A 25,696-nucleotide genomic window follows, 5' to 3' on the forward strand; every position below is an offset into this window, starting at 1 on the left:
ACATCTACCGTCTGTGGGGGTGAGCCGGGCGCTCTGTGGCGGTTAAACGTTTGCTGGTTACGTTCAATTCCTTGTGCGGGAAGCAAAGGAAAAATCAGTAAATCGAAATCGTGCGGATTCCTCTATTCGCTACCCGAACGTTTCGAACAGTTCGTCTCGTCTGAGCCGACGTGCGTCGACGATCCGCTCGGGCACGTTCGTCCGCAGGTCAGGGCTAGTCATCGGACTGCGGGTCCGAGCTGGCGCGTGACCTCGCTTACCTTACTCACAGGTATGAATTGCGTGCTGCGTTGACTCAGGTTATGTTTCTCGCATCGATCGCAGCGTGGCGTCGTACGCGTAAGAAAATCTCTTCATCTGATGTTCACAGAACGGTGTTGAAATCATGCTTCGGTGTAAACCGGGGGAAGCATGGGGGGTTAGGGGCAGGTCGAGTCCACGGCTTGCTGAACGCTGCGACGGTGCCGCCGATCAGTGTCCTGGCGTAGGTGAGAACGTCGTACCCCGACGTGTACTCACGCCAGCGGGGCACCGCGCTGACGATCGTCGGGAGGTCGCACATCGCATCCGGGCCGATCGCTTGGTGCCTGCGCGTGTCGACTGGCCAGCGTCGAGTCGCATGGTCCACTCCAGTACCGAGCGGATCAGAAGCCACACCGAATGCTTCTGCCCGCGCGTGCGCACGTCCCGTTACCCCAACGCAGTTGCGGCCGGATATGTCGACGCTGGCACGCCGCGGCGGCTACTCGCTGGTCGTCCGGACCACGCTTCCGCACATCCGTCTGGTTACGCCACTACGTCTAGTTACCGAAAGCAATAGATGCCGATCGATGAAGTCGGTGCCCCAACCGTGAACCCCTAGGACTGAAGGACGTGCCGAACAGTGTGTAGTCCGATCAGATGAATTACACACCAGCAACCGTTTCGTACACGTGCGGTTTACATGCACGAACAACTTAAGCAACACGCACATGTGACGGTCAGGGCGCTCACAGTGTCAGTGGGATCTGTTGTAGTGCAGACGTGTTCGCACAACGCTGTGACCGCAGTCACATCCATGAAACACGCACACCGAGCGAAAGAGACCCCCGAATTGTGTCGCAATTACGAGCATCGTATCTTTCTCGTACGCGTGCGAAACACTCTGAACGTATGCGCTCCACCGTCGGGGTTGGTTCTGTCGTGAGTACCTCACGCGTCGAGAAGGAGAAGGAAGTGTTCCTTCGTTGCGTCGAGATCGATGCTGGCCGCTTCGGGCGGTCGACGCCACACTCGTCTAGCGACCGGGTGGCGTCATGACCGCCGAACGGGAGCTTTCATTTGGCAACGGGTCGCGTAGGTTTTTCCGTATCTCGGCGAGGACGTCTTTCGCATCGCCCCGAGCATGGGTGACGGCATACCTGACACGGGTCAGCTGGAGCGACGCAGTCGTGGTGACCGTCGCTGTGCTCGCCGCGCAGATCTTCCGCTTCGGGTCCGACGACCCGTTGCAGCCGAATGGCGGATGGGGCCTGCCTGCGACCTTCGTGTCGATCGCGCTCATCGTCTGCTGGCTCTTCGCGCTACGAGCGACTCAGTCGCTCGATCGCCGCATCGTGGGCTCGGGACCGCAGGAGTACAGCCGAGTGATCACTGCATGCCTATCACTGTTCGGCGTGCTGGCAATGCTTGATCTTGTGTTCCGACTCAACATCGCACGCGGCTTTCTGCTGGTCGCCCTACCTGCCGGGACTTTGGGTCTCCTCCTCACGCGCTGGATGTGGCGTAAAGACCTGATTCGGCAGCGCGCCAAGTCGCAGAACCTCGAGCGAGTGCTGGTAGTGGGAGCGGTCAGCCCGTCCAAACCTCTCGTCGAGCGCCTACTTAAGAGCCCGACACTCGGCTACGACGTGGTGGGCGTGTGTCTACCGCCGAGTCGACGCGGAACGCCCGAAGAGCTCCGGGTAGCAGAGCAGATGATCCCAGTATTCGGCGACTTCGACGACGTACGCGACGCGGTGCTGCACACGGGAGCGACGACAGTCGCGGTGACGAGCGCCGAGGCGCTGGGCCATCAGGCCATGCAGGATCTCTCCTGGGACCTTGAGGGCATTCACGTCGAAATGCTTGTAGCGCCCGGTGTTACGGATGTGGCGGGACCACGCATGATGGTCCGCCCGGTCGCCGGCCTGCCACTGCTACACATCGACAAGCCCCGCTACGAGGGAGCGAACAAGTTCCGCAAGGGCTTCTTTGACCGCTTTGGCGCGAGCCTCGCGCTGTTGCTCGCGGCGCCGGTGATGCTCTGTGTGGCGGTGGCGGTCAAGCTCGATTCCCGCGGACCGATTTTCTACAAAGCCACGCGGGTCGGCCTCAACAACGAACCGTTCAGCATGTGGAAGTTCCGGTCGATGGTGCAGGACGCCGATCAGAAGAAGGCGAAGCTTGCGCACCTCGACCAAGGGGCGGGCGTGTTGTTCAAGATGCGCGACGACCCGCGCGTGACGAGAGTCGGCAAGTTCATTCGTCGATACAGCCTGGACGAACTCCCACAGCTTTTCAACGTGCTCGGGGGCTCGATGAGCCTCGTGGGACCACGACCACCGCTGCCCGACGAGGTGGAAAAGTACGACGGCCGAGTGTCTCGACGGATGCTCGTGAAACCAGGGGTCACCGGGCTGTGGCAGGTGTCGGGCCGATCTGATCTCACATGGGAAGAGTCTGTGCGGCTTGATCTCTCGTATGTAGAGAACTGGTCGATGATGCAGGACATCGTAATTCTGTGGCGCACCGCGCAGGCGGTAGTCGCGAAAGAGGGGGCGTACTAAGTATGTATGCGCCTAAAGAACGGTTCTCGCGACGAGCTATGTGCGACCAGATACGACATGATTCTCCAAGGTGCGCCTATCGCCAAACATCGGTTCAGGGTAGTGCGAGTAAAATATGAAGGGTATCAACGAAGGTCAAGTTGATAACCGGAAGACCTCTGAGAACAGCGATACCTACGCCCCAGTACTTAATGAACTACATCCGCAGTCAGCACCATCGCGTGTCTTCGGCAAGTTCCGCCACTTGGGCGAACACTTGGACCTGTTCGCAGTAATGACCGCAGCAATCGTAGCTCTAGCGATCGCGGGTAGCGCAACAGTCGGCAAGCTCGTTACGTCAGCGGGTCGTGACCAAAGAGACTTCCATTACCCAGACGTCACAAAAATAGTACGAGACTTTCCCAGTTTTGATCTGAACGGACTATCAACCGCAACGGGGCCGCTCTATCACGTCGCGGTTGCAACTCTAGCCGGGCCGTTGCACTTAAACGAGGGTGGAACCCAGTTCGTAGCTGGCCTATTCTCCGTAGCGCTCGCATTCGCGGTAGCTCGATACACCAGAAGCCTTCCATCATTCGCACTCCGAGTAATAGGAATTCTGCCACTCTTGACTTCGGTCTACTTCTGGCAGTCGGCACTCTGGATGTTGACCGACAATGCTGCTCTGCTCTTTGTCTTCTGTGCACTAGCAGTGATCATTGGGAACCGAAACGGTGCGAGTAGGCAGATTTTAGTAGGCATTCTCGCAGCATGTGCCGTAGCGACACGGCAGAACAGCGTGTGGATTCTAGTGCCAATATTTGCACTTTACGCTTTTGCCTATTGGTCTGATCGTGAACCTCGGCGATTAAAAACCTTCGTACGTGCTGTGGCTAGGACCATCGCGCCGTCAGTGGTGACGCTCGCACTCCTCTTATGGACATGGCGCGGATTAACGCCGCCCGCCGCAGCAGCATATAACGCTCAGTCCATCAGTCTTGTCGCACCATCATATGTAGCGGCTGTAGCTGCGATATTCTTCGTACCGATACTCTTATGCTGCAGCGAGCGTCCATTGAGTCGCCGAAGTTTGCGGCTTGCGTCTGTGTCAGCAATATGTGCTGCTCTACCTGCGGCAATTTTCCCGAGTATGCCAACGTCTGACTCAAGTCGCCGGGGCGGACTGATCTGGAGTGCAGTTGACCATATGCCAGCGATAAGCAGTAGGTCGGTAGGGCTCATTGTTCTTTCGGCTGCCGGAGGCGCGTCACTATATCTAGTTTGCGCCCGCTTGGACCCGGCACTAAAGGTCATAGTTGGAACTTCTGCGGTTGCGATGTCCGTGACCGGATTGGCAGCAGCACAATTGTTTCAAAAATACGTTGAACTACCAATGGCTGGACTATCAATTCTCGTAATTGTCGCAATATTCGGCAGCAACCGGTGGTCTAGGAAATACCCATTGCTATTGCTATACGCCGCTCAACTAGCTGTAGTTATCGAAGTTGTTTTGAAGCCGCTGATCAAAAGTTGATTCCGTGATGGCCCGAAGTATTACGCAAAGGGAGAGTTGAAAAGAGTGAAAATCGCGATCGTCGGAATGGGTTACGTCGGTGTCACGGCAGCTGCCTGTCTGGCCGCGGCCGGTAACCGCATCGTCGGAGTCGACCCAAACCCAACTAAGGTTCGTGCCATCAATGCTGGTGCGAGCCCAATCTCCGAACCCGAAGTGGATCGTATGATCGCACTGGAGGTTGCGCAAGGAAATCTAGAAGCCAGCGAAAAACTGCCTACTCTGGACGACGATTTTCAGTTGGTAATAGTATGCGTCGGCACACCGAGCGCACCTGACGGATCACACAACATGACCTATATCGCAGAGGCAACTCGACAGATTGCGACTGCGATCGATTCGGAGCGTAGGACCCCGATTACCGTGGCGTTCCGATCAACATTCAGGCCTGGAACAATGGAGGATATGATCGCCCCATTATTCGAAAAAAGTATAGGGGAGACGCTGAAGGAAAAAGTAGAACTCGTCTACTATCCAGAATTCCTTCGCGAAGCAACTGCAGTAAAGGACTTTTACAATCCACCGAAAATCGTCGTAGGCACGAAGCGCGGAACAGGATCCAAGACGTTAAATGAACTGAACAAGAACATTTCTGCACCCTTGTTTAACGTCACCTTTCCAGAAGCCGAGATAACAAAATTTGTTGACAATACATGGCATGCACTCAAAGTATCATTTGCTAATGAGATCGGAAGAATTGCCTACGCGCACGACATTTCGGCTCAGACTATCGCCGATATATTTACGTCAGATACTCAACTTAACATCTCTGCGAAGTACCTTCGGCCAGGCGGAGCATTCGGTGGATCGTGTCTGCCTAAGGATGTTCGAGCTTTTGTAAATCTAAGCGACACGAAGGCAGTATCCGCGCCGATAATATCAGCAGTGATCGGCAGCAATGAAGCTCACAAGTCGTTCCAATTCGAACGTGCGGTTAAGGATCTAGACCCGGGTTCATCCATCCTTCTGCTCGGCCTAGCTTTTAAGGCAGGAACGGACGATCTACGAGAAAGCCCTCATGTTGATCTTGCGGCTTCCCTCATTGAATCCGGATTCCATGTCCGAATCTATGAGCCGCATCTTAAGACGGCAGATTTAGTCGGCCAGAATCTAGGCTACATCTACGGAAGGATACCCGGGATAGACGAGATGCTGGTTGACGCAGATCACGCAAAGTCGAGCAGGTTTGACCGAGTCATCGAGTGCACGCAAGGGTTGTCTCACCAAATAGAGTTTCAGAAAGACACTGTCGGCATCTATGAGATTGATTAGGAGTTGCAACGATGTCTAAAACGCTTTCTGCAGCCAACGTACTAATCGTAGTCCAGAACCTTCCGGTTCCCTTTGACCGTCGCGTGTGGCAGGAGGCGCTAGCGCTCGGCGCTAAAGCGCACTCCGTCACGGTGATCTGTCCGGCAGACGACAAGCATCCGGTAGGCACATTTCATATAGATGGAATCGAGATTGTCCGATACCCGGCACCGCCTGAGGGAGGTACCGCCCTCGGCTACATTCGCGAGTATGCGCTGTCGATGACCAAAATCTACATGCTGTCGCGCAAGATTGCTCGGATGCGGTCCATAGATATCGTGCATATATGCAACCCACCCGACTTTTTGTATCTCTCCGTGAGGCACCTAAAAAAGAGGGGAACAAGGTTGATCTTTGATCAGCACGATCTCGGACCGGAACTAGTTGAGGCGAAGGAAATGCCACTAGTCCGAGTCCTCAGACGCGTGTCACTGATCTTCGAAAGAATTACGTACTCCGCAGCCGATCACGTAATCGCAACCAATAGCAGCTACCGAAGTATCGCACTCACTCGCGGAAAAAAGAATACTAATGAGGTCACAATTGTTCGTTCGGGTCCACGTGCTGAATGGGTTCAGGACGGGAGAGTAGACGACGCATGGCGTCGCGACAGACGATACCTGATCGGATACGTCGGAGTGATGGGAAAGCAGGACGGAATACAATATTTGCTACGGGCAGTTAAGCATCTCATCGAAGAGTCGTGCGATGTACAGCTTGCACTTGTTGGCTCCGGGCCTGATGTCGAACGTCTGAAGAACCTCGCTGGTGAACTCGGGATAGCAGATCGAGTTGAATTCCACGGACGCTTAAGTGACGAGGATCTTCGTAGTGTACTGGCCTCGGCCGACGTGTGTGTAAACCCCGACGAGGTAAATAAGATGAATGATTTGTCTACGATGAACAAAATCGTAGAGTACATGGCGATGGGTCGCCCAATTGTTCAGTTCGACGTGATGGAGGGAAAGTACTCGGCGCAGAGTGCCGCGCGGTATGCGAGGCCCAATAGCGCGGTTTCGCTTGCCGAGGAAATTAAGTACGTCTTAGAGGATGAGACAGAAGCCCGGCGAATGGCGAAAGAGGGTCGCGAGCGTTTCTCCGAGTTCCTGTCTTGGGAGGCCCAGATTCCCTACTTGTACCGAGCGTACGAGACCGTACTCTCGGTGAGTCCAAGGTATGACGCGTGAACAATCGTCCGATCTTTGTCGCTGACCGTCTGGTACCAAGGCTCGGCATGGAGCGTGCGGTGCTCGACTTGTTGCGCGGATTTGGGAAGGACGACGCAATGCTTGTCGTGATCAGCGGCCCAGATTCACCCGATCTAGCCTGTGAGACGATTTGTCTCTCGAAGCCGCCGGGCTGGAAAGGACGGATAGATGCGGTACCCAGTCTTTATCGCAAATTTCGTGACGCTCCTAACCAGGCTCCCATCGTAGCTGTGGGCGTGTGGTCCTTCGCTGCCTGCGCTATAGCCTGCATATTTGCGCGTCGGAGAGTTATACTTTGGGAGCACTCAATTCTTACGTGGAGGTTGCGCAACGAGTTGCGTGTCTTAGTTGCGGCTCTGATGTTGCGACTATTCTCTCCTGTCTTGGAACACGTGGTTTGCGTTAGTGCTGCATCGCGTGTGGCAGTCAAGTATTTTGTATGGCCATTTAGTGCTATAACTATAATTCCTAACGTCGTGGATATAGATCATTCACATGGTGCTGGTGGGACAAAGAAGCGTGCGCCTGGGCAAATACGTCTAGTCGGTCTAGGTAGTCTGAGCCAACGAAAGAACTGGGGCCTTGCAATAAGGGCCTTAACCTACTTGCCCCAGGCCTACAGGTTGCAGATCGCTGGGGAAGGCATCGAGCGAGAGGGCCTGGAGCGCCTAATTCGCCAACATGGGCTTAGTGATCGCGTCGAACTGTTGGGTCACATTCCACGTGCGTCGCGTCTTCTAGCTGATGCGGATATAATGGTGCATCCGTCTCACGCGGAGACCTTCGGGTACTCGTTGTTTGAGGCATGTGAGTTTGGGGTGCCAGTAGTTGCCCTCGATAAGCCTGTGATGAACGAGGTTATACCACAGGTGATATCGGGTGCCTGCGCAAGGAACTCCCCGGCTGACTACGCTAACAAGATTCTAGAGGTCGCAGCGCAGTCTGTCCCTCTAGATCAAGGCTCGATCGGAGTCCGCCTTCAGCCGTTTTCGCGAAACCAGATTCGTGACCTTTGGCGAGAACAGCTCGAAGACAGCCGAAGAAGTCCTGGGTCGCCATGAGCGGTCGGTATTTGCCGGGGCGCGGTCGTCGGAGTTTTGACGCGTCTACTCTCGCTGAGATACGTCATGCGCTGGTGCCCGAGCTAGGAAGTAGCCGCTAAATGAAGCCCATTTTGTCGATCCTAATCATAAACTGGAACGGTGCATCCGACACCGAGAGTCTAATTTCTGATCTTGAACCCCAGCTCTTGAAGTTCCCACTTGGTGAGATCGAGGTTCTGCTCCTTGACAACGGATCAGACTTGCCCGTCCCGACTTCTTGGAGGCTTTGGCGACATGTCTCTCTGCTGGAAACCGCCGAGAACTTGGGATACTCGGGCGGTATGCGACTCCTTACCGACAATGCCCAGGGTGAATACTGTTGGTTGGTAAATAACGACGTTAGACTCACAGATGACGCGGTGAGCGGAGTAATGAAGGGAATAGGCGCAAGTGGCGCCGACGTCTTGTTCCCAATGGTTCTTAATCCTGATGGATCAGTTCAGAGCCGTGACTGCTGGTGGAGCGGACTAAGGGGATGGCGGATGCCCCGACCACGGGCAGATGAGGTCGATCGTTACCCAATTTTTGGGGATCTTTTCGTGGCGCCGGTGATTCGCAGCAGTTTGTTCGAAGAGCTAGGAATCCTGCCGCCCCTATTTCACACCTATGGAGAGGATATTGATGCGTGCTACGCGCTCGCCGCTCGAGGTTTGAAAGTTCTACGCGATCCCCATATCGTTCTGAAGCATCGAAAGTCATCGAGCAAGCCTGTCGATGACCGGCAAAGGTTTAAGTTCGAAACACGAGGCGCAGCGAATCTAATTGCGTCAATTATTTTGAACTATCAAGTGTCCAGCTTCGTTCTTGCGATTCCTGTCGCTGCCAAGGTATTGCTCTACGACATGCTACTCAAGCGACGCAGAAGCTTCAGGCATGCCTGGGCTTGGCGCTTCTGGTTCAATATCCCGGTGAGGGCCTCTATCGTTGCTTGGCAACTCCGCGACGTGCGCAAGCTACGTCAAACGCATAGAGCTTTGTCGGATGTGGCCACTTGGGGTCGGCGGTGCGAAGAGTGACGGATGCGTGCCAATCTAGGCAGTGGCCTCTACTCGGACGCCTTCTTTCTATTGTCAATAGGCGCTCGGTAGCTACTAGTGTCTTGTATCTTGCTCCTCGCGCGCTGCCACTCGCGTTAGTTGTTGTACTCACCCTCAGGTCCGGGGTTTCTGGTCTCGGTGATGCGGCGCTCGCGCTTAGTCTTTGGCAGTTTCTGCTCATTCTGACTGAGTTCGGAGTTTCGCAGTGGCTGTTGACAAAAGACGATGTTTCTTCGGGCGAGTTGGTCACCTGTTTCAAAGGGAGACTTACTCTCAGTCTAATAGCCGTACTGTGTTTGTGTGGTTTGGTAGCATTTGGCGTTCTGCATTTGAGCTGGACAATGTGCCTGCTTTTATCGATCGGTCTACTTTTGAGTTTCGGCCAGATGGCTTTCGCCTGGGAGCTTCAAAGGGGTAGGCAAGCCAGGGCGTTCGCTTTTGGCTTCGCTGAGTTTGGGTTACCGGTCGCATTCGTTGTGGGAGTTTCGAGTTCGACGTGGATCGTAGCGGTTTGCATTGTGTCCAAGTCTCTTATTGGTGTTGCGCTTACCGTCAGAGCCATGCGGAGCTTTCCCACGGTTCAGGCAAGTCGAGGCCTTTCGCCACGGGACTTCGGAGTTCATTATGCGGCATGGGCACTTACATCCGTTGCATCAGGTACGGGCGAGTTGGTGATCTTGTCTGGCGCGGTTTCAGCTGCGCAGTTGGGTGCTTTTAGGCTTTTCCAGACTATAGCTTCGCTTGGCAGCATTGTCGGAGCCGCTGTTTTGCCACCACTGATGGCTCGCCGTGGTGCCTCACGATTCTCAAGCGGCGCCGTCATGGCAATGTTGGGTTTGGTCGCCGGCGTACTGCTGTTTGTTGGAGATCTTATAGGACTGATGTTCTCAGCGCGGTCTGAGGCGAGTGATTTCGATTGGCTTGTCTTTGTGGCTATCGCGCTTGGCGTTGCGGCGGTGATTAATACGATGTCTGTGGTTCCGCTTGCGGAGGTGTCACGGGTGCGCGGCGCGCGGTTCGCGTTCCGCATCGGTTTGGCCAGCGCGGCTGTATACTGGTCGATTATTCTAGTGTTGGGTATGCTTGGTGGAGCTCTTCTTGCACCGCTTGCTACTTTAGCAGCAGCCCTGGTCGGTATGAGTGGAAATATGCTGGCGTTGTTTCTGTTTCGACGCGGAAGGCTGTGATTTGAGGTGAGCGCGGTTTCTCGGGAAGCAACGTCTGGGAGTTCGTCATTGCCTACTGACGAGCTTGCAGGAGCCAAGGGTCAAGCTGATCGCCTAGGATCGTCCCCGGTTCTGCGCGCGCGTCTCCGGTTGTCAATGATAACTGGTGTCTTGGCGTTGGCTTGGATCTTTGAAGCACTCGTAGCGCGTGGTCCGATGTCATTTGCGTTCAGTTCTGCGACTTCGGTTGTTGTATCTATCTGCGGCTTTGTTGCCGCATTTATGGTGGGTCTTTGGTTTGTTCCAATTCCACTGCGCGCGTCTAGAGCGAGTTACAGGTTCTCGCCTTCGTTGCTCAGTTGCGCGCGGGTGGGATGTGTCTTATCGCTGCCTCTAATTGCAGCGGGATTTGTTAGCGGCGCAGCTCGGTATAATCCTGTGCTCGGCGATTCGTCACGCAATGAATCTTTGATCGGTGCGGTATGGTCACCCGTTTCTCTTGGTTCGGTTGCGGTGCTTTTGGCTGTGCAGAGGCAGAAGCTGTGCAAGCGCGACCTATTTCTGGTGGGCGCGATACTGGTTACTACCGCAATCTTAGGTGGCCGTACGGTTCCCGGACTCATAATCCTCATGCTACTGGTACGACGGATGTTCTTTGTGCTGGCGGATGATGGTATTTCACTGAAGCCCTTCTCGCGCAGGGAAGTCGCTATTCTAGTCGCTTTGGTCGTCTTGTTAGTTGGCGCATTGGGTCTGCTCGCACAGTTCCGACAGCCGGAACTCAACACGGCCCCATCTTCAAATTCGGAATTTATTTACTATGGAGGCGTCCGCCCGGCTGCTCTGCAGTACCTCGTGGCGACTGCCGGAATTATCGGCGAGTCTGCGCGAGTTGCGCATTTTGCGGTGCCTGTTTATCACGCGGAGTCGGGTTTCGGGCTACTTTTTACTGATGTCTTTAGCTTCCTGCCATGGTTCTCATCAACTGTGACAGCTGAGACAGTTGATGTATATCGTTCGGCTGGTTCGACGGTCATGGTGAGCAGACCCGGCGGAACGCCTTCGACGTTGTACTTTATCGGCGGTGAGTCGGGCGTCGTTGTAGGCGGGTTCGTTTATGCGCTCATTTTCAGTTGGCTACTAGTTAGATATTACACATCGGGCCGTCTGTTTTACTCGCTGATGCTGCTAATGATTCTTCCGGTGTTTATTCTGGGAATATACGGGACCGGGACTCCGACATCGCTGACCGTGCTCACACTACTTGTCGTCGCTGCTTTGGTTCTATCTTCATGGATTCTGGACTCGTTTAGATTGCGACGGAGTGTGATTGGTGATCGAAGGCCTTACTGACCAAGTTTCGAATTGAAGGGTAGTCCTGTTTATGTTTTCGCAAAGTAGCTCTCGGCTCCCAAGTACCGGTGCGGTTGCGCTGCAGAGGTGGGCGCGGTCGGTGCTTCGGTACTGGTGGTGGATCGCTCTGTTCTCTTTGGCTGGAGGAATTGTTGGCCTTGGGATAGGCATGATTCAAACTCCGACGTACTCCGCGACGGCGACTGTGTATGTGACTTCGGGCTCGGACGCAAATTCACAGAGTGCCTATCAAGGTTCACTCGCGTCGCAGCAGCGTGTAACGTCCTATACGCGCCTGGCGACTTCTGATGCAATTGTTTCTTCTGCGTTGGCAAGGATTGGTTCGCCGTTGTCAGTGGAGGACGCACAGCGTGACCTTGAGGCGACGGCAACGCCTGCTACTGTCCTCATGTCAATTACCGCTCGAAATCCTAACCCCGAGATAGCTGCGAGCTTGGCGAATGGTGTGGCCTCGGCGCTTGCCGACTATGTTCGAGATCTCGAGAAGCCCTCCGACGGAGGTGACGCTCTGGCGAAAGTGACTTTAGTAAGTCCGGCTACAGTGCCATCTGCTCCTGTTTCGCTAAAGAGCTGGCAATTCTGTGGATTAGGAATTCTCGCGGGCGGACTCCTTGGTTTGTTTGTGTGTTGGGTGCGCGACTTGTTCGATTCTAGAGTTAGGTCAGCGGCCGAAGTTGAGGCGATTGTAGGTGCTGCAACGGTTGCGGAGCTGCCCTTTGATGCGGAACTTGACGGCACAGGCGTGGCAAACCTCGCTGAAGGTGGCAATCTGCTGGCAGAGGCTTGTCGGAAGCTTAGGTCGAATCTGGCTTTTATAGGGGTTGATTCACCCCTGCGGACGATCGTCGTGTCCAGCGGGTCTGCGGGGGAGGGAAAGACTACAGTTTCTGTTGGCCTCGCACTTTCGCTGGTCGAAGCGGGGTTCTCGGTTGTGGTGGTTGATGCTGACTTGCGGAGACCGCGGGTGGCTCGGGTGCTGGGCGTGAATGGGGCCATCGGGCTCACGACGTATCTGAGAGGCGATGTGTCTTTGGCCGATGCTCTGCAAGCTACTGACTTCGCTGGTTTGTCGGTTATGTCGGCGGGAGAGATCCCCCCCAATCCTTCCGAGATGCTTGGTTCTGAGGCTGCGGAGTCGTGCATTGCTGATTTGCAACGTGAGTTTGATTTCGTAATCTTAGATTCGGCGCCTTTGTTGCCTGTATCAGACAGCCTTGTGCTGGCGCATCGAACGGATGGCCTTCTCCTGGTGGTGAGGTCTGGCGTCACGACGTCGCATGCTCTCGAACGGGTTGTGAAGACGCTGAACGTGGCAAATCTGTCAGTTCTCGGTACTGTCATGAATTCGGTAGAGGCTTCGAGTGGCTACTATGACAAGTACTCGCAGGATACGTCCGACAGTTCCGGACGATCCTCGCTTTCATCGAGGGACTGATTATAGTCTGTGACGGCTTTCATGATTCGATGAAGCATATTCGGTTAGGATGCGAGTGCATTATTCGAGCTGTTGTAGCGGAAGGCCGGATTTCAGGGGCTTGGTCGCTTTCACTTTATAATTGTCTTGCTGCCCCAGTAGCGTCCGTCTCCTTCGACCTCGACGCGCGCGTGGCAGGTTCATCGATCGGCGGGTTTGTAACGGCGCGACCGTCGCCCGATGGGGCTGAGAGCCTCGTATGAACAAGTTGCCGTCGGCGGTGTCGGTGAGAATGCTGGTGTCGAGCTCCGCGATGTGCTGACAGATGTTGTGGATCGTAGGAGGGGTGCCGAGATCAAATTCGGTCGTAGCGGAGCGTGTAGGTGCGCGTGGAGAACGTCGCAGTCGAGTCGCTTCTCCGTGTGATCTCGGTGCCGGCGCATTCTGCTCAGGCAGAGGTTGCGCCGGCGAGTCCGACTGTCGCACTTGGTGTATGCGCTCGTTCTACGCGGAGTGCTGTGCCGTGCGATGCACCGCTGTGACCGTTGTGTTGGCCGAAGGCGTATACCTCGTTGGCGTTTGGGTGGGGCGAGGAGAGCGGCGCGCCACCAGCAAGGGGAGGTTTAGAAGCGACTACAGCCGTATCACTGAGTTGGCCCCATGGGCGCTAGATGGCGATGATCACGAAACCCTGGATCGAAGCAGCGACTAAGCACGATTTTGATCGCGTCAATCGTGCAACAGGTCGCCGCCAAAACGCGCGTGAGGCCCGACGCCGACGACACGTAGCAGCACATGCGCGATGCACTGAATCGACCCGTGCCAGCTTTACTGTCTGCAGTATCAGAAGCGGATGACGGCTTTGCGGCAACGAGAGAAGTGATCGCGTTAGTTGGTGGTGGCCAGTCGTCAGCGACGGTTTCAGACCGAGCGACGAGTTGCAGGTCGGCGACCGTCGAGCACATACCCCGACGGTCTGCTCGCAATGGTCACCGATCCGGGTCGTGCGGGGTTGTGCGATGACACTCGAATCGTGTTCACGAACTCAATACTTGGGGAACGGTACGACGTAGTTCGCCCGGACTGGTTGGCGGTCCTGAGTGCTGTTTCGCGGCAATTCTGTAGCGGTGTTAGCCGCTAATCTGAGCACTCAGGGACGTACACCTTTGGAGTCGGATTGTCGATGAGTGGCTGCACCGGGACCTGTGCCTCGCCGGGCGTGCTGGGTTCGGTCAGTTCGAACGTCAATTCGGCGGTCTCGCCGGGTGGCACGGCGAACGTGGCTTCAAACGTGGGGTGTCCGCGTTCTGATGAGCCGATGACCTGCACGGGCGAGCCGTTCACCTTAACACTGACGACCTCGGCGCCCGTAGTGGCGAGGAGACGCACGGAGGTGATCATCGAACCGCGCGGTACGCCTGAGGCCAAGCCCGGTAGAAATCCCATCTTGCCCACTACATAGTCGGGTAGTCCCGACGTGTCTTTGATCGTGTTGGTCAGCCGGATAGTCGCGGTCGACCTTCGTGTGCCGGGGGTGCAACCCTCTGCGCTGTACTCGATTTGGCGAGTCAGGTAGTAATCCATCTTGTTGCCGCCAAGATTGTTGACGACGAACTGCGCGTGCGGAGCTCTGTCGTTGGCAACGGTGTTGGCGAGCGGGGTCTGCTCGAGTTGCTCCTGCTCTTCGGGCGACGCGCTCCACACGGAGATCCGGTGTTCGCCGACGCCGCGCCCGAGCGCGCGCAGCACCTCCTGCGGAGACTCGAGGGGCCCGGTCACCTTCTTGACGACCTCGATTGCGATGCCCTGCAGGTACTGCTTACGGGCTGCCTGGTCATCGGGATACCGGGTGTATGCCGTCGACTCCGTGAGTTCGACGACGTTGTCCTTGGTGATCACCTCGCCGTCGGGCATCTTGACCGGTCCGGTGGCACCGAGGATGTAGCTCAGCGCAATGGGGTCCAGGGCGATGACGCCATCGACGTCTGTGCCGGACTGCTGCTTCCACATCGACTTCCAGATTTGAGCTGCGTAGGGAAAATGCGCGCTCTGATTGCTGTTTCGGAAGTCGGTGCTCGGGTTGGTGTAGCCGTACTGTTCCTCGTACTCTGGCCCGAGGGAGATCGGTGTGAACGTCTTGTTGAGCTCGCTGTTGGCGCCCAGGTCGTCGACTGTCGGTTTGCCGTCGTTGAATCGCAGGATGCCGAATCCGCCCAGGAGGCCGCCCGTGCCGCGCGCCTCGGCATTCGTCTGGAATGCCATGAAGTATGACCGCGGACCGTCGGCGCCGAGCATTGCAGGGCCGATGTTTGCCGCAATCGAAGTATTCTTCAGCAGCGTCGCTATGTCGGCAGTTTGCGATTGCACCTGAGACCGTGCGGTATCGAGAGCAGAGACATAATGCGGATTCTGTATCGCTTGTGCGTCTTTATCGAGTCGGGTTGCGGCTGCGGAAATTTGTGTGAGTTCGGGCGCTTCATCGCGTAATTTGGCGACGTCGACGCGCCCGCCGGCGAGCAGTGAACCGGGCGCAACGGTGGCGCCCATCTGCGCTGCAGGCTTCAGGACCTCGGAGGTCAAGCCGGCGGCGACGTCGGATATCTGTTGCCCGGTCTTGAGCGGACTGCCGAGCCACGGCACGGCTGCTGCAACGCTCCACGACACCGAGTGAGTGGTGTCTTTCGCGTCCTGTGCGTGCTGCTCCGCCTGACCAGCCAGCTTCGACGCCGACGACATGTCTTCATGCAGCAGAGAATCTTTGGACTGTTGCGACAGCGTGCGGGCCTGCTCGAGGTTGCTCTTGACCGACTGCGCCTGAAACACGAGCCACACGCAGTACGCCGCGACGATGACGAGCACTGCTACCCCGGCAATCACGAGATTGCGTCGTCTGAAGATGTCGCTCGTAGTCGTTGTGTTCTCGTCGGTCGCCTTAGAACCGTCGGTCGAGCCGTCATGAGTCGACCGACGCGGGGAGAGTCCCACTGAAGTTAGTTCCCTGCACTAGGGCGCCGTCGAAGTTTCGGCGCATGATGAGCACAAATCGTGAAATCCGCATAAAAATACTCGCCAGTCCACGTGGTCACGTGAACTGACGAGTATTTTCACATCTGATTACGTGCCGTACGGACCGACCCTGGTGATCCTCGCAATGGTGTTCGCGATGAAGGTGAAGATCGAGCCGATACGGTTGAGGCCGATGGCCTTGAAGACCTGCCCGGTTGCTGCAGTGGTCACGTAAGTGACGGTGCCGACGACGCTGGCTACGCCCCGCGTCCAGTAGGCCGCACCCTGCCTGAACTGCTGGCCGGCGGTCCTCAATCCTTCAACGAGGTAGCAGCCGAAGTTGTTCGGTTGGCAGTTGCTGAGGGGCTGTGCCGCTGCCGTGGGTGCAGCAGACGCCTTGACGACGTAAGGAACACCCTTGGTGATGTATGCAACCTGCGCCGCGGGCGCTGCGGCGGCGATGGGTGCTGAATGCACAACTGCGGGAGTGAACGCGGCAGCGGACGCGACTGCCACGGCCGCAGCGCCCATACGCATCCTTGAGGAGAATCTGGTCTTGACTGTGGGCGCAAATGCAGTAGCCATGAGGCCTCCGGGTGAGCTCTGATCAGGGGGGCGCCCACAGCGGTGTGGACTCGCCTTAGCGGCAGCTAAGAATTGCACTCAGATTGTCATAGGGCCCCTATGTTGTCAACACGGAAACCGCCGGTCGAAAGCATTTCGCACGTGTACGACTCGCATGCTGCCCTGAGGTTCTCGCGAACGGTTTGCTCGGCTTCGCAAGGGTGTCCTCCAAAGGGGCTACACGGTGTAGGCCGGCCGCTGCGGTAGTGAGCAGGCTATCGATTCGTTTGGCGGCCTAGGAATCCTCAGCTACTCCATTCTGTTGCACTATCTTCGCCTTTCTGATGCGCGGCACTGCCCATGCGTGGCGGTTGCGATGCCTACCCTGCAACTAAGCCGACAACCCGGGGCCAGGCCGAAGCCGAAGGGGTGATCGTCGTGGCGCAGAAGCATCGCGGAGTGATCGCAACGATGTCGGCCGCCCTGTGCGTTTTGTTCGCGCTGGTCGGATGTGGAGTGACCACCGAGTCAGGGACTGCAGTCTCGGCGGCGCCCGCGCCCAGCGACCACGTTCCGACAGACTTCAACACGACTTTCCGGTGGATCCCGGGTGGTGCGCTCGACCTCTCGGGCCCCGAGGGCACGTTTGTTCGCGCCTTCGTCGAATCGTTCGAGATCGCGAACGCCGCGCAGTCGACGAGCTGGGGGTACCCGGGGTTCTCCGAGGCGGCGCCGTCGAACATTGATCAGATGATCACGGTGTATCCGTCGAAGGTGTCGGATGCCAAGCCCTCGGTCGGGACTGTGTTCTTCTCGGCGCTGCGTCGAGAAGACAGTGCGTATGGGACGCGAATTGTGTTGTGCCGGTACGGGTATTCGTCGGTGCGCAGCGGCAGCGGGGCGTCGCCGTGGAGCTCGCGGGTTGATACGCCGCGACCGGTTGAAATCGACTTCCGGCAGCAGGCCAGCGCGCCGCCGGTCAGAGTGCGGGGATCGCAACGGACGCCTGGGGGCAACGTCTTTGGCGGGTGGTACGTCTCGCGCTACGACTTTGCTGCGGTCTATCCGAATCCGACTGCCGACCAGCGGGCGTGCGCGTCGAATGTTCCTGCGTCGGTGCCGAATCGGGCGGCGAGCCAGGGCGCGCAGCCGTGGGCGCCTATGACTCCGAGCCCCGGGTGGTCGGCGAGCAACGATCTTTGAGGTGGTCTCGACAGGCTCGACCAGCGGGGTGGGGCTCGACCAGCGGGGTGGGGGCTCGAGCGGTGGCGGGTGGTCTCGACAGGCTCGACCAGCGGGGTGGGGCTCCGATCAGCGGTGGGGTGGTCTCGACAAGCTCGACCAGCGGTGGGGCGCTCGACCAGCGGCGGGGGTCTCGACAAGCTCGACCATCGGTTAAGGCGCTCGACCAGCGGTTAAGGCGCTCGATCAGCGGGTGGGCTCAGCCGAGTTGCGGCGCATGCGCTCGTAGGAGGAGCCGGCGATCCAGAATGCGACCAGCGACAGCAGATCGGACTCGGTGACGCCGTGTCGCGAGGAGAATGCGATCAGGGTGGCTCCCTCGATGGGGCCGTTCCAGATAATCCAGGCGACCGCGACGCCTGCGAGCACCAACGACGCACGCCCCGATGGCCTCATGAGCGCCCACAACCCGCAGGCGAACAGAAGATTGAGAAGGACAAGGGCGTGGAAGAAGTCGGGGACGCGCACTCGATAGATTCTGCCGCGTAATGATAACGACGAGCCGATCTGACGTCGGTAAATGCTGTGAATCCCCTATGTGTCTCACATAGTCGATAGTCTGAGCGCGTTGCACCGCCGATACGCATGGGGAGAGTGAATGGCACGCATTACGCGACCAGTTTCGATGATCCGTGCGGCGGTCGTTGCCCTGATTACGGCGGGAGCGTTGGTCGGCGTCATGCCTGCACATGCTGACGCCGCGGTGCGCACCTTGACGGTCGCGCAACCCGGCGGAACCGGTAAATACGGCGCGGGTTGCACGTACACACTCACCGCGCGGGTGACAAACGACGACCCGGTGACATTCTCTGTCCGGCAACCGACGCGGTTGGCCAATGGAAAGCTATTGCGATTCACCTTCGACGTCGTGCCACGCAGACACGTCGCGATTTTCCACTGGAGTCCTGTTGTGGAAGGACGCTTCGTACTTGGTGCGCGGCAAGGGAATTCACCATGGAAACTGCACGGAGCCGACGTCGGACGGCGGTTGGATCTGGGAAGTTCGTGCTCGGGGATCTGAGCTGATCCCCGAGCGTGATGGCTCAGTGAGCGGCTTCGAACGCTTCTACGATTTCCTTGGGAAGCCGACCACGCGGGCCCACCTCGTAGCCTTCTTCGATTGCCCACTCCCGAATATCGCTCGTCGACGCCGCCGACTTGGACGAGCCGGATGACTTCTTGGTGGTCACCCGAGGCGCCGTGGACTGCTTGCGGCCGCCGATCCTGGTGGAAGCCTCAAGGAGTTTGGCGACGGTGACACGGCCGTTCTCGACCTTGTCGAGATTTGCGCTGGAAATATCGAGCTGATATTCAACGCCGAGCCAGGACCAGAGAACCGTGTGGACGTCGTCGAGGTCGATCTCCCGACCGTCCAGATCATCAACAAATGCGACTGAGCGGATGGTTGCCATGCGTTGAGGTTAACTGATGCTGTCGGACGTTCGAGCGACAGACACGTGAGTCGCGCACAAATCTACGGGAGTAATCGTCCGAGAGATCCGAGTTTACCGACGACCACGCGGCAAGATTTACGATCAAAAACCCCGTATGCGGAGACGATAGGCTGAGCGCATGGACGCGCTTTTCGTATGCACCGGCAACATCTGTCGTTCGCCGATGGCGGAGCGGATCTGCCGTGCTGTGGCCGTAGAGCAAGGGGTCGAGTTGACGGCTTCGAGCGCAGGTGTCGGAGCACTCAACGGGCAGGCGATGCACCCCTTCGCCAGCGAAGTACTCGCCGAAAATCGCGTCGATGCAACAGGTTTCGAGTCCCGATATCTGCAACCGCGCATACTGGCGCCCGCAGACATCGTGCTCTGCATGACTCGCGAGCATCGTGCCGCCTGTCAACGAATGCTGCCGGTCCGTTGGAAGCGGATGTTCACGCTCATCGAGTTCGTCGAATTGGTGTCGGTGCTCGACGGCGACACCCCGACGACCGACGCGTCGCCGAGTATCGACGCGATCATGGCGGCACGTGGGCGAATCGACACCAACTCCGCGCACCTCGACATCCTCGACCCGATGGGTCAACCGAAAGCCGATTTCGAGCGCGTCTATCGTGAACTGTCGCCGCAAGTCGGTGCCCTTGTGCAGTGGGCTCGGCGGTCGGTCGTAGGTCAGTAGGCTCCTTCGCCACGGGCAACCGTGACGACGGTACGCAAGAGAATTCGGACGTCTTGCTCGATCGACCAGTTCTCGACGTAGTACATATCCAACTCGACACGCTGCTCGTCGGTGGTGTCCGAGCGGCCGGAGACCTGCCACAAGCCGGTCATTCCGGGTTTCACGAGTTGGCGTCGCTCGACGAACCCAGGGAACGTGTGTCCTTCGCCGTGCACGAGTGGCCGCGGCCCGACAAGACTCATCTCGCCGAGGATCACGTTGATCAGTTGTGGGAACTCGTCGATACTCGTTCTGCGGATGATGCGGCCGACCGGGGTGATCCGCGGGTCCTTCTTCATCTTGAAGAACATGTCATCCGCTTGGGGGCCGCTGCCGCGCAACTCGGCCAGCCGCTTATCGGCGTCCTGATACATCGAACGGAACTTCCACATTCGGAACGACTCGCCGTCACGGCCGATCCGTTCCGGACGGTAGAAGACAGGGCCGCGATCGGAGACCTTGATAGCAATCGCGATTGCCAGCAGTATCGGCGAGAGGATGAGAAGTCCGGTCGCGGCGACGAATCGATCGAACAGCGCTTTACCCCACCCGGAACGACTGCTGTAGCCAGGCTCGTCGACGTGGATGAGCGGGACGTCGGCAATGGATTCCAAGGTGATCTTGGGACGTGCCAGTCCGACCAATGACGGAGCGATCAACAGGCCGATACCGGCTTGGGACAGGCCAAAACGCAGCGCGCGCAGCCATTCTGTTTCCAGCGGGGTCGACGAGGCGATGACGATGTAGTCTGCTGCGGCACTCAGGGCGGCATCGACGATATAGCCGGGATCCTCGATCATCGTCGGATCCTGGATGGCGGGAGCGGGCGGCTCGACAGTTCCGACCGGAATGTAGCCCAACGACGGGTTCTTCGTCATCGTGTCGCTCATTCGGACCGCGGACTCCGGGCCGCCGACAATCAACACACGCGTCGACGACGCCCCGTCGCGTCGGCGCCGCGAAGCGATGTACAGCGAGCTCACTGCGTGCGCTGTCATACACCCCACGAAGCCGGTGATGATTGCGATCAGAAGCGTCTGGCGAGGAATCGGAACCCCGAGTACGAGTACGACCACGGCGACGACCGCCAATAGTTTGGCGGTGGCCACGAACACGCGAACGAACTCTTCGAGACCACGCCCGAGTATCCGTTGGTTGGTCGAATCCTCGCGTGCCATCAGCAGCACCCAGCAGGCCCCCATGCCGATACCGAACACCACGCGCTCGACGACGGACTTCGCCACCGGAACGTCGTTGCTGATCGCGACGGCGAAGGCGATCCCCCCAGCGATGGAGAGTATCTCGGCCGCTCTCACTACACGTGCGTGAAAGCGGGTGGTGACGTTACGGCGTGCCGACCGAGACTGCGGCCGTTGCGACTCGTCGCGCGACGCTCTCGGCAAGGCGAGTCGAAGAGTTCCAGCTCGTGACGTCTGGATAGAGCTGAGTGGTTGTGGCGATACTGAGTCTTGTGTTTGGTACATGGCCATCCGAAATCTGTTGTGACTGACCGACAAACGGGATCGGCTCTACGAAGGGGGCGGCGAAGACCTTGGCTGCCAGGACGTCGTCGCTGGCGATCCGGTCTGGATATAGGGCGCATAGCTGGCTTGTCCAGCGGGCCGCAATCGCATCGGAATCCTCGCTGAAGAGAGGCGAGTCTCGAGTGGTGTACTTCATTGTGTAAACCAGCGAATGGTCGCCGTAGCGATGGGTTCCGGACAGCGCGGACATCTCGATGACGCCGTCGAACTCTGTGTCGCAACCGATCACAGGGCTCCAGTAGTGTCCGTCGAGCGGCTTGCGAAGCAGGAACGCAGCGTTGACGACGCCCTGATAAGTGTGCTCGGCCGGGGGAAGAGCTGCTCGGAGGCTCTCGTCAGCGAGCTGATGGAGCACCGGAATGGGAACGGTCGACACCAGGAAGTCGCTGGTGATCACGCGGTCATCCAGCGCTACCTCGACGCCGCTGGAGGTCTCTGTCACGGCGGTTACCCGAGCGGAGGTCTCGACGATGCCTCCGCGGTCGCGTATCGCCTGACAGAGCGCTTCGACGATTGATCGGTATCCGCCACTCGGATAGCCGCGAACGGCGACGTTCTTCTCTCTGCCCAGGCGCTCGTAGATGTAGCGAGCCGGCACGAGTGAGAACGCATCCCCGAACTTCGCGCCGAGCATGGGCTTGAGCAGCTTGGCCCAGACAGCGGGGCCGTACAGTTCCGATAGCCATGCCTCGGTGGTCATGTGGTCAAGGTCTTTGCCTCGCCCGAGGTATCGGAGCGTCACCGACACCGCACCGAACCTCACTCTCTCGAGAATGCTCAAGGCGCGGAACCTGAGCAGATCGAGCGGAGTATTGAACGGGTAACGGTGACGATCTACCAGCATCCCCATGGTGGTGGAGCGCCATTCGATCGATTCGCGAAGGCCCAGGTCGTCGAGGAGCTCGAGCAACGCGTCGTCGCTGGGCATGATGCAGTGGTAGAAGCGCTCGATCGGATGACCTCCGATTTCGCCCTCAACGCCGAGTCCGCCGAGCTGCGTGCCCTGTTCGAGCACGGTCACCGGAACGTTGCGTTGGGCCAACCGGTACGCGACAACCAGACCGGCGATGCCTCCGCCGATGACGGTGACGCCGGTCGAACTCTGGGAGATCAATTTCGTGCTGCCAGATCAGGCACAGGCGTGATCTGTTCGCGCAGTACGAGTTTCGCGTACTGTCGCAGCGTCAGCGCGAGTTTGAGTTTGGAGGCGCCCTGTTTGAGGTCGTACTGCAGCACCATCGGGACCTCGACGACGCGTGGCTGGAGATGCCGAAGTTTCATCAGCAACTCCACCATGCAGGCGAAACCTTGCTCGGTGACGAGACTGTCGCCCCAGTACTCAGTTGCACGGCGCAGCAGTGACACTCGATAGGCCCGGTACCCGCAGGTGAAGTCGTGGAGATCCTCGATCGCGATCAACCGGGAGAACACGGTCGCAGCTCCGCGCGAAAGCAGACGCCTGAAAGGCGGTGCTGTGGTGTCGTCGCCGCCGGGGGTGAACCTCGATGAAACAGCCAGGTCGGCACCGGCGTCGATCGCTGCGATCATGGCATCGAGCAGCGCAGGATCGTGAGTGTTGTCGGCATCCATGATCGCGATGATGTCGTCCGACGAGGCGACCCGGAGTGCTGCACGGATGCCCGTCTGGACTGCCCGCCCCAAACCTTGATTGACCGGGTGCTTTACGAGTTGAACATCGAGTCCTTCGAGCCCTTCGGAGGCGATGGCGGCTGTTTGATCGATCGACCCGTCGTCAATCACCCACGCCTTCAGGTGGATTGGCAACTCCGTTCGGCGTAGCCGCTCGAAAAGTGGTCGAAGAGAGTCTTCTTCGTTGTAGGCCGGCAGGACCAGATGGAGCGTTCGTGTCTGAACCAGGCTCTTAGGGCCACGGCTCTTGAGACCCACGCTCTGGGCGCTGTTCGAATGAATGTCATCCGAATGAATGACACTCGTGGTCTGATCCGGAAAGGATTCAATGACCATACTTCCCCCCAAGGAATGATCCGACTTCCCCGTGTCGGATAACGAATGGTGGATTCACATTAACACCACTCTGTCCGGAATGCCATGGCGGCGTCTATTGGCCGATCGACGAGTGATGTACGTTTCTTCGGTTTGCGAAGAGTTATGTGACCTGCTGCGCGTTCATTGAAAACTCGGGTGGGAGCTCGACCCGTGCATCGAATAACTGCGCGATCGCCTTCGCGCTCCGGAATGCTGCCAGTCCGTCGCCGAAGGGGTTTCCGCGAGATGCCATGGAGGAGCGCAAGTCTGGGCTGTCCAGCAGCTTGCGTGCGGTCGAGAGAATGGTGTTCGTGTCAGTTCCCACCGAGATGGCGCACCCGTGCTCGATCGCTTCGATTCGTTCCGTAACCGTCCGTGCCACGAGGACGGGCACACCGAACGTGGGTGCTTCCTCTTGGATCCCGCCGGAGTCGGAGAGGATGACCGTAGCGGCTTTCATCACTCCTACGAGCGCCTCGTAGGGGAGTGGCTCGGTGAGCGTGACACGGTCGTGTCCGCCAAGTACCTGGTGAACCTGTTGCCGGACAGAGGGGTTGGGATGCGTTGGGCAGATCACTTCCAGGTCGGGGTACTCGGTCAGCAGCTGCGCAACCGCCTTCAGTACCTGGTCGAGGGGCGAGCCCCAGGACTCGCGGCGGTGCATTGTCAGCAGAACCACGGGCCCAGTGGTTGCGCTGGCCTCTGGAAGATCTGCCGCGATGCGGATCACGGCGTCGACGACTGTGTTGCCGGTCACGTAGATCCGGGCTTCGGGGACTCCGTCGGAAATGAGATTGTCTTTTGCTCGCTGCGTCGGCGCCAGGTGCAGATCCGCGACTTGTCCAATCAGCTTGCGGTTTGCCTCTTCGGGAAACGGCGAGTGGAGATCATGTGACCGCAGGCCTGCCTCCAGGTGTGCAACCGGGATCTTTGCCCAGAACGCTGCAAGTGCTCCAGCCAAGGCTGTCGTGGTGTCGCCCTGTACCACAACAAGATCGGGACGCTTCGCCGCCCACAGGTCGGACAGGCCGGTGATCAACGCCGCGGTAAGGGTCGGTAGACCGCCGTCACCACGGTCGATCTCGAGTGCGAGGTCGGGGGTGATGCCGAACGCCTGCAGCGAGTCCCTCACCATTGTCGGATGCTGCCCACTTGCGACGAACTGCACATCGAACGATAGTTCGCAAAGCTCACTATAAAGAGGAGCCAGTTTGATGGCTTCCGGGCGGGTTCCGGCAACTAGATGAACGGTCGGCACGCGCGCTAGACTACCCACATTCCCGAGTTCGGGATAGTGAACGGGGCGGATTCGAGTTGACGTGATAATCGACTATTTCTACCTTGCTGCAGCGGTGGGGGCCTATGCAGCCGGGTTGCTTTGTCAGAGTGTGGGCGCAAGACGTTCCGCTCCTTCCGGAGCGGGCGTTCGTGGGCTCACCCGTCTGATCGGTGATCCGGTGTATATCGTCGGATTCGCCTGTCAGGTAACGGGTTTTGCACTTGCTTTTCTCGCTCGAGCGCATTTGCCCCTGTACCTCGTCCAGGGTGCCGTGTGCGCGTCTGTGGCCCTGGCGTCGCTCCTGGGATTCGTGCTTTTGCGGCGGCGAACCTCCGCAAGCGAGTTGGCGGTATTCGGCGTAATGGCGAGCGCGATCGTTCTGTTGTTGGTTGTCTCGCGTCCGTCGAACAGTTACGAGATCGGCGGTCTGGCACTTGTCGGTCTCGTGACTGTTGCGTTTGTAGTCGCTGGAGCGACGTGGTTTGCCTCACGGAGTGCCGGCGCGGTTCCGCTTGCGTGTCTGGCCGGTGTGAGCTTTGCGATTCTGGCGGTGGCGGGGAGACCCGTCGCGTCGCACGTCGGCTTCGGGCTCCTCGCTGATCCGCTCGCGTGGCTTGTGGTGGTGACCGCAGTGGTCGGGCAACTGCAGATGGGGCTCGCGCTGGCGCGGGGTTCGACGACCCTCGTCGGCTCGGTGATGGATGCGGTGACCCTCCTGGCTGCGTCGAGCGTCGGATTTCTGCTGCTCGGCGACCGTGTAGGCGATGGTTTGGCGGTGTGGGTGATCGTCGGTCTTGCGGCCTGTGTCGGTGGGGTCATAGCCATGGCAGCAATTGAGAAGAGCCAGGTACGCGCGATGTCGAAAGACGTTGCGGCGCGCGCTGGTCGACTTCAGACCTATGTGCCGGAAGGATGA

Annotated in this window: 20 protein-coding genes; 12 read left to right on the plus strand and 8 right to left on the minus strand. The window is 58.3% G+C overall.

Features of this window, described 5'->3' with window-relative positions; all coding sequences use genetic code 11:
* Positions 1–1,295: 1,295 nt before the first annotated feature.
* The 8 genes from ABW18_RS20380 (at position 1,296) to ABW18_RS22565 (ending at position 12,993) form a co-directional block, all read left to right on the plus strand.
* Entirely contained in the window at positions 1,296–2,807 is a 1,512-nt protein-coding gene (locus ABW18_RS20380; RefSeq protein WP_049700812.1) for a sugar transferase, read from the plus strand.
* 1,558 nt (positions 2,808–4,365) lie between these two features.
* Positions 4,366–5,631: a nucleotide sugar dehydrogenase gene (locus ABW18_RS20385; protein ID WP_049700813.1), complete on the plus strand. Its 1,266-nt coding sequence runs from the start codon at positions 4,366–4,368 to the stop codon at positions 5,629–5,631.
* Positions 5,632–5,642: 11 nt separating this feature from the next.
* Entirely contained in the window at positions 5,643–6,857 is a 1,215-nt protein-coding gene (locus tag ABW18_RS20390; RefSeq protein ID WP_049700814.1) for a glycosyltransferase family 4 protein, read from the plus strand.
* Positions 6,858–6,904: 47 nt separating this feature from the next.
* A complete protein-coding gene (locus ABW18_RS23530) occupies positions 6,905–7,939 on the plus strand; it encodes a glycosyltransferase family 4 protein (RefSeq protein ID WP_083444478.1) in 1,035 nt (344 codons plus the stop codon).
* Positions 7,940–8,040: 101 nt separating this feature from the next.
* On the plus strand, positions 8,041–8,997 hold the full coding sequence (locus tag ABW18_RS23380) for a glycosyltransferase (protein WP_083444479.1): 957 nt from the start codon (positions 8,041–8,043) through the stop codon (positions 8,995–8,997).
* A gap of 83 nt (positions 8,998–9,080) precedes the next feature.
* The gene (locus ABW18_RS22820) at positions 9,081–10,205 is read left to right on the plus strand and encodes a hypothetical protein (protein ID WP_152930159.1); all 1,125 of its coding nucleotides are present in this window, start codon (positions 9,081–9,083) and stop codon (positions 10,203–10,205) included.
* Between the two features lie 417 nt (positions 10,206–10,622).
* On the plus strand, positions 10,623–11,537 hold the full coding sequence (locus ABW18_RS20400; protein ID WP_152930160.1) for a hypothetical protein: 915 nt from the start codon (positions 10,623–10,625) through the stop codon (positions 11,535–11,537).
* A gap of 31 nt (positions 11,538–11,568) precedes the next feature.
* Positions 11,569–12,993: a polysaccharide biosynthesis tyrosine autokinase gene (locus ABW18_RS22565; RefSeq protein ID WP_083444480.1), complete on the plus strand. Its 1,425-nt coding sequence runs from the start codon at positions 11,569–11,571 to the stop codon at positions 12,991–12,993.
* Positions 12,994–14,109: 1,116 nt separating this feature from the next.
* Here ABW18_RS22565 and ABW18_RS20410 read toward each other — a convergent pair.
* Both ABW18_RS20410 and ABW18_RS20415 read right to left on the minus strand, forming a co-directional pair.
* Positions 14,110–15,957, minus strand: a complete 1,848-nt coding sequence (locus tag ABW18_RS20410; RefSeq protein WP_235434466.1) for a DUF4012 domain-containing protein — start codon at positions 15,955–15,957, stop codon at positions 14,110–14,112.
* A 129-nt stretch (positions 15,958–16,086) separates the two neighbouring features.
* A complete protein-coding gene (locus tag ABW18_RS20415) occupies positions 16,087–16,509 on the minus strand; it encodes a hypothetical protein (protein ID WP_049700818.1) in 423 nt (140 codons plus the stop codon).
* A gap of 462 nt (positions 16,510–16,971) precedes the next feature.
* Between ABW18_RS20415 and ABW18_RS20420 the strand changes: the two genes are divergently transcribed.
* Positions 16,972–17,745, plus strand: coding sequence for a hypothetical protein (locus tag ABW18_RS20420; RefSeq protein ID WP_049700819.1), 774 nt, complete (start codon positions 16,972–16,974; stop codon positions 17,743–17,745).
* Positions 17,746–17,970: 225 nt separating this feature from the next.
* On the opposite strand, the gene ABW18_RS20425 is transcribed toward ABW18_RS20420, so the two are convergent.
* On the minus strand, positions 17,971–18,252 hold the full coding sequence (locus ABW18_RS20425; RefSeq protein ID WP_049700820.1) for a hypothetical protein: 282 nt from the start codon (positions 18,250–18,252) through the stop codon (positions 17,971–17,973).
* A 130-nt stretch (positions 18,253–18,382) separates the two neighbouring features.
* Between ABW18_RS20425 and ABW18_RS20430 the strand changes: the two genes are divergently transcribed.
* Complete coding sequence (locus ABW18_RS20430) at positions 18,383–18,805, plus strand: hypothetical protein (protein ID WP_049700821.1); 423 nt, start codon at positions 18,383–18,385, stop codon at positions 18,803–18,805.
* A 22-nt stretch (positions 18,806–18,827) separates the two neighbouring features.
* Here ABW18_RS20430 and ABW18_RS20435 read toward each other — a convergent pair whose 3' ends face one another.
* Positions 18,828–19,196: a histone-like nucleoid-structuring protein Lsr2 gene (locus tag ABW18_RS20435; protein ID WP_049700822.1), complete on the minus strand. Its 369-nt coding sequence runs from the start codon at positions 19,194–19,196 to the stop codon at positions 18,828–18,830.
* 160 nt (positions 19,197–19,356) lie between these two features.
* On the opposite strand from ABW18_RS20435, the gene ABW18_RS20440 reads away from it, so the two are divergent.
* The gene (locus ABW18_RS20440; protein ID WP_049700823.1) at positions 19,357–19,911 is read left to right on the plus strand and encodes an arsenate reductase/protein-tyrosine-phosphatase family protein; all 555 of its coding nucleotides are present in this window, start codon (positions 19,357–19,359) and stop codon (positions 19,909–19,911) included.
* Here the strand turns inward: ABW18_RS20440 and ABW18_RS20445 are convergent.
* The 4 genes from ABW18_RS20445 to wecB form a co-directional block, all read right to left on the minus strand.
* Positions 19,905–21,266: a sugar transferase gene (locus ABW18_RS20445; RefSeq protein ID WP_049700824.1), complete on the minus strand. Its 1,362-nt coding sequence runs from the start codon at positions 21,264–21,266 to the stop codon at positions 19,905–19,907. The two genes, ABW18_RS20440 and ABW18_RS20445, sit on opposite strands and share 7 nt — an antisense overlap.
* 28 nt (positions 21,267–21,294) lie before the next feature.
* A complete protein-coding gene (locus ABW18_RS20450; RefSeq protein WP_049700825.1) occupies positions 21,295–22,608 on the minus strand; it encodes an FAD-dependent oxidoreductase in 1,314 nt (437 codons plus the stop codon).
* Entirely contained in the window at positions 22,605–23,480 is an 876-nt protein-coding gene (locus tag ABW18_RS20455; protein WP_083444481.1) for a glycosyltransferase family 2 protein, read from the minus strand. The genes ABW18_RS20450 and ABW18_RS20455 overlap by 4 nt, the downstream gene beginning before the upstream one ends.
* Positions 23,481–23,622: 142 nt before the next feature.
* On the minus strand, positions 23,623–24,777 hold the full coding sequence (gene wecB / locus ABW18_RS20460; RefSeq protein ID WP_338043853.1) for a non-hydrolyzing UDP-N-acetylglucosamine 2-epimerase: 1,155 nt from the start codon (positions 24,775–24,777) through the stop codon (positions 23,623–23,625).
* 364 nt (positions 24,778–25,141) lie between these two features.
* Here wecB and ABW18_RS20465 point away from each other — a divergent pair, with 364 nt between their 5' ends.
* On the plus strand, positions 25,142–25,696 hold the full coding sequence (locus tag ABW18_RS20465) for a hypothetical protein (protein ID WP_049700827.1): 555 nt from the start codon (positions 25,142–25,144) through the stop codon (positions 25,694–25,696).

The organism is Gordonia jacobaea, from assembly GCF_001186365.1.
GTDB classification, from domain to species: Bacteria; Actinomycetota; Actinomycetes; order Mycobacteriales; family Mycobacteriaceae; genus Gordonia; species Gordonia jacobaea.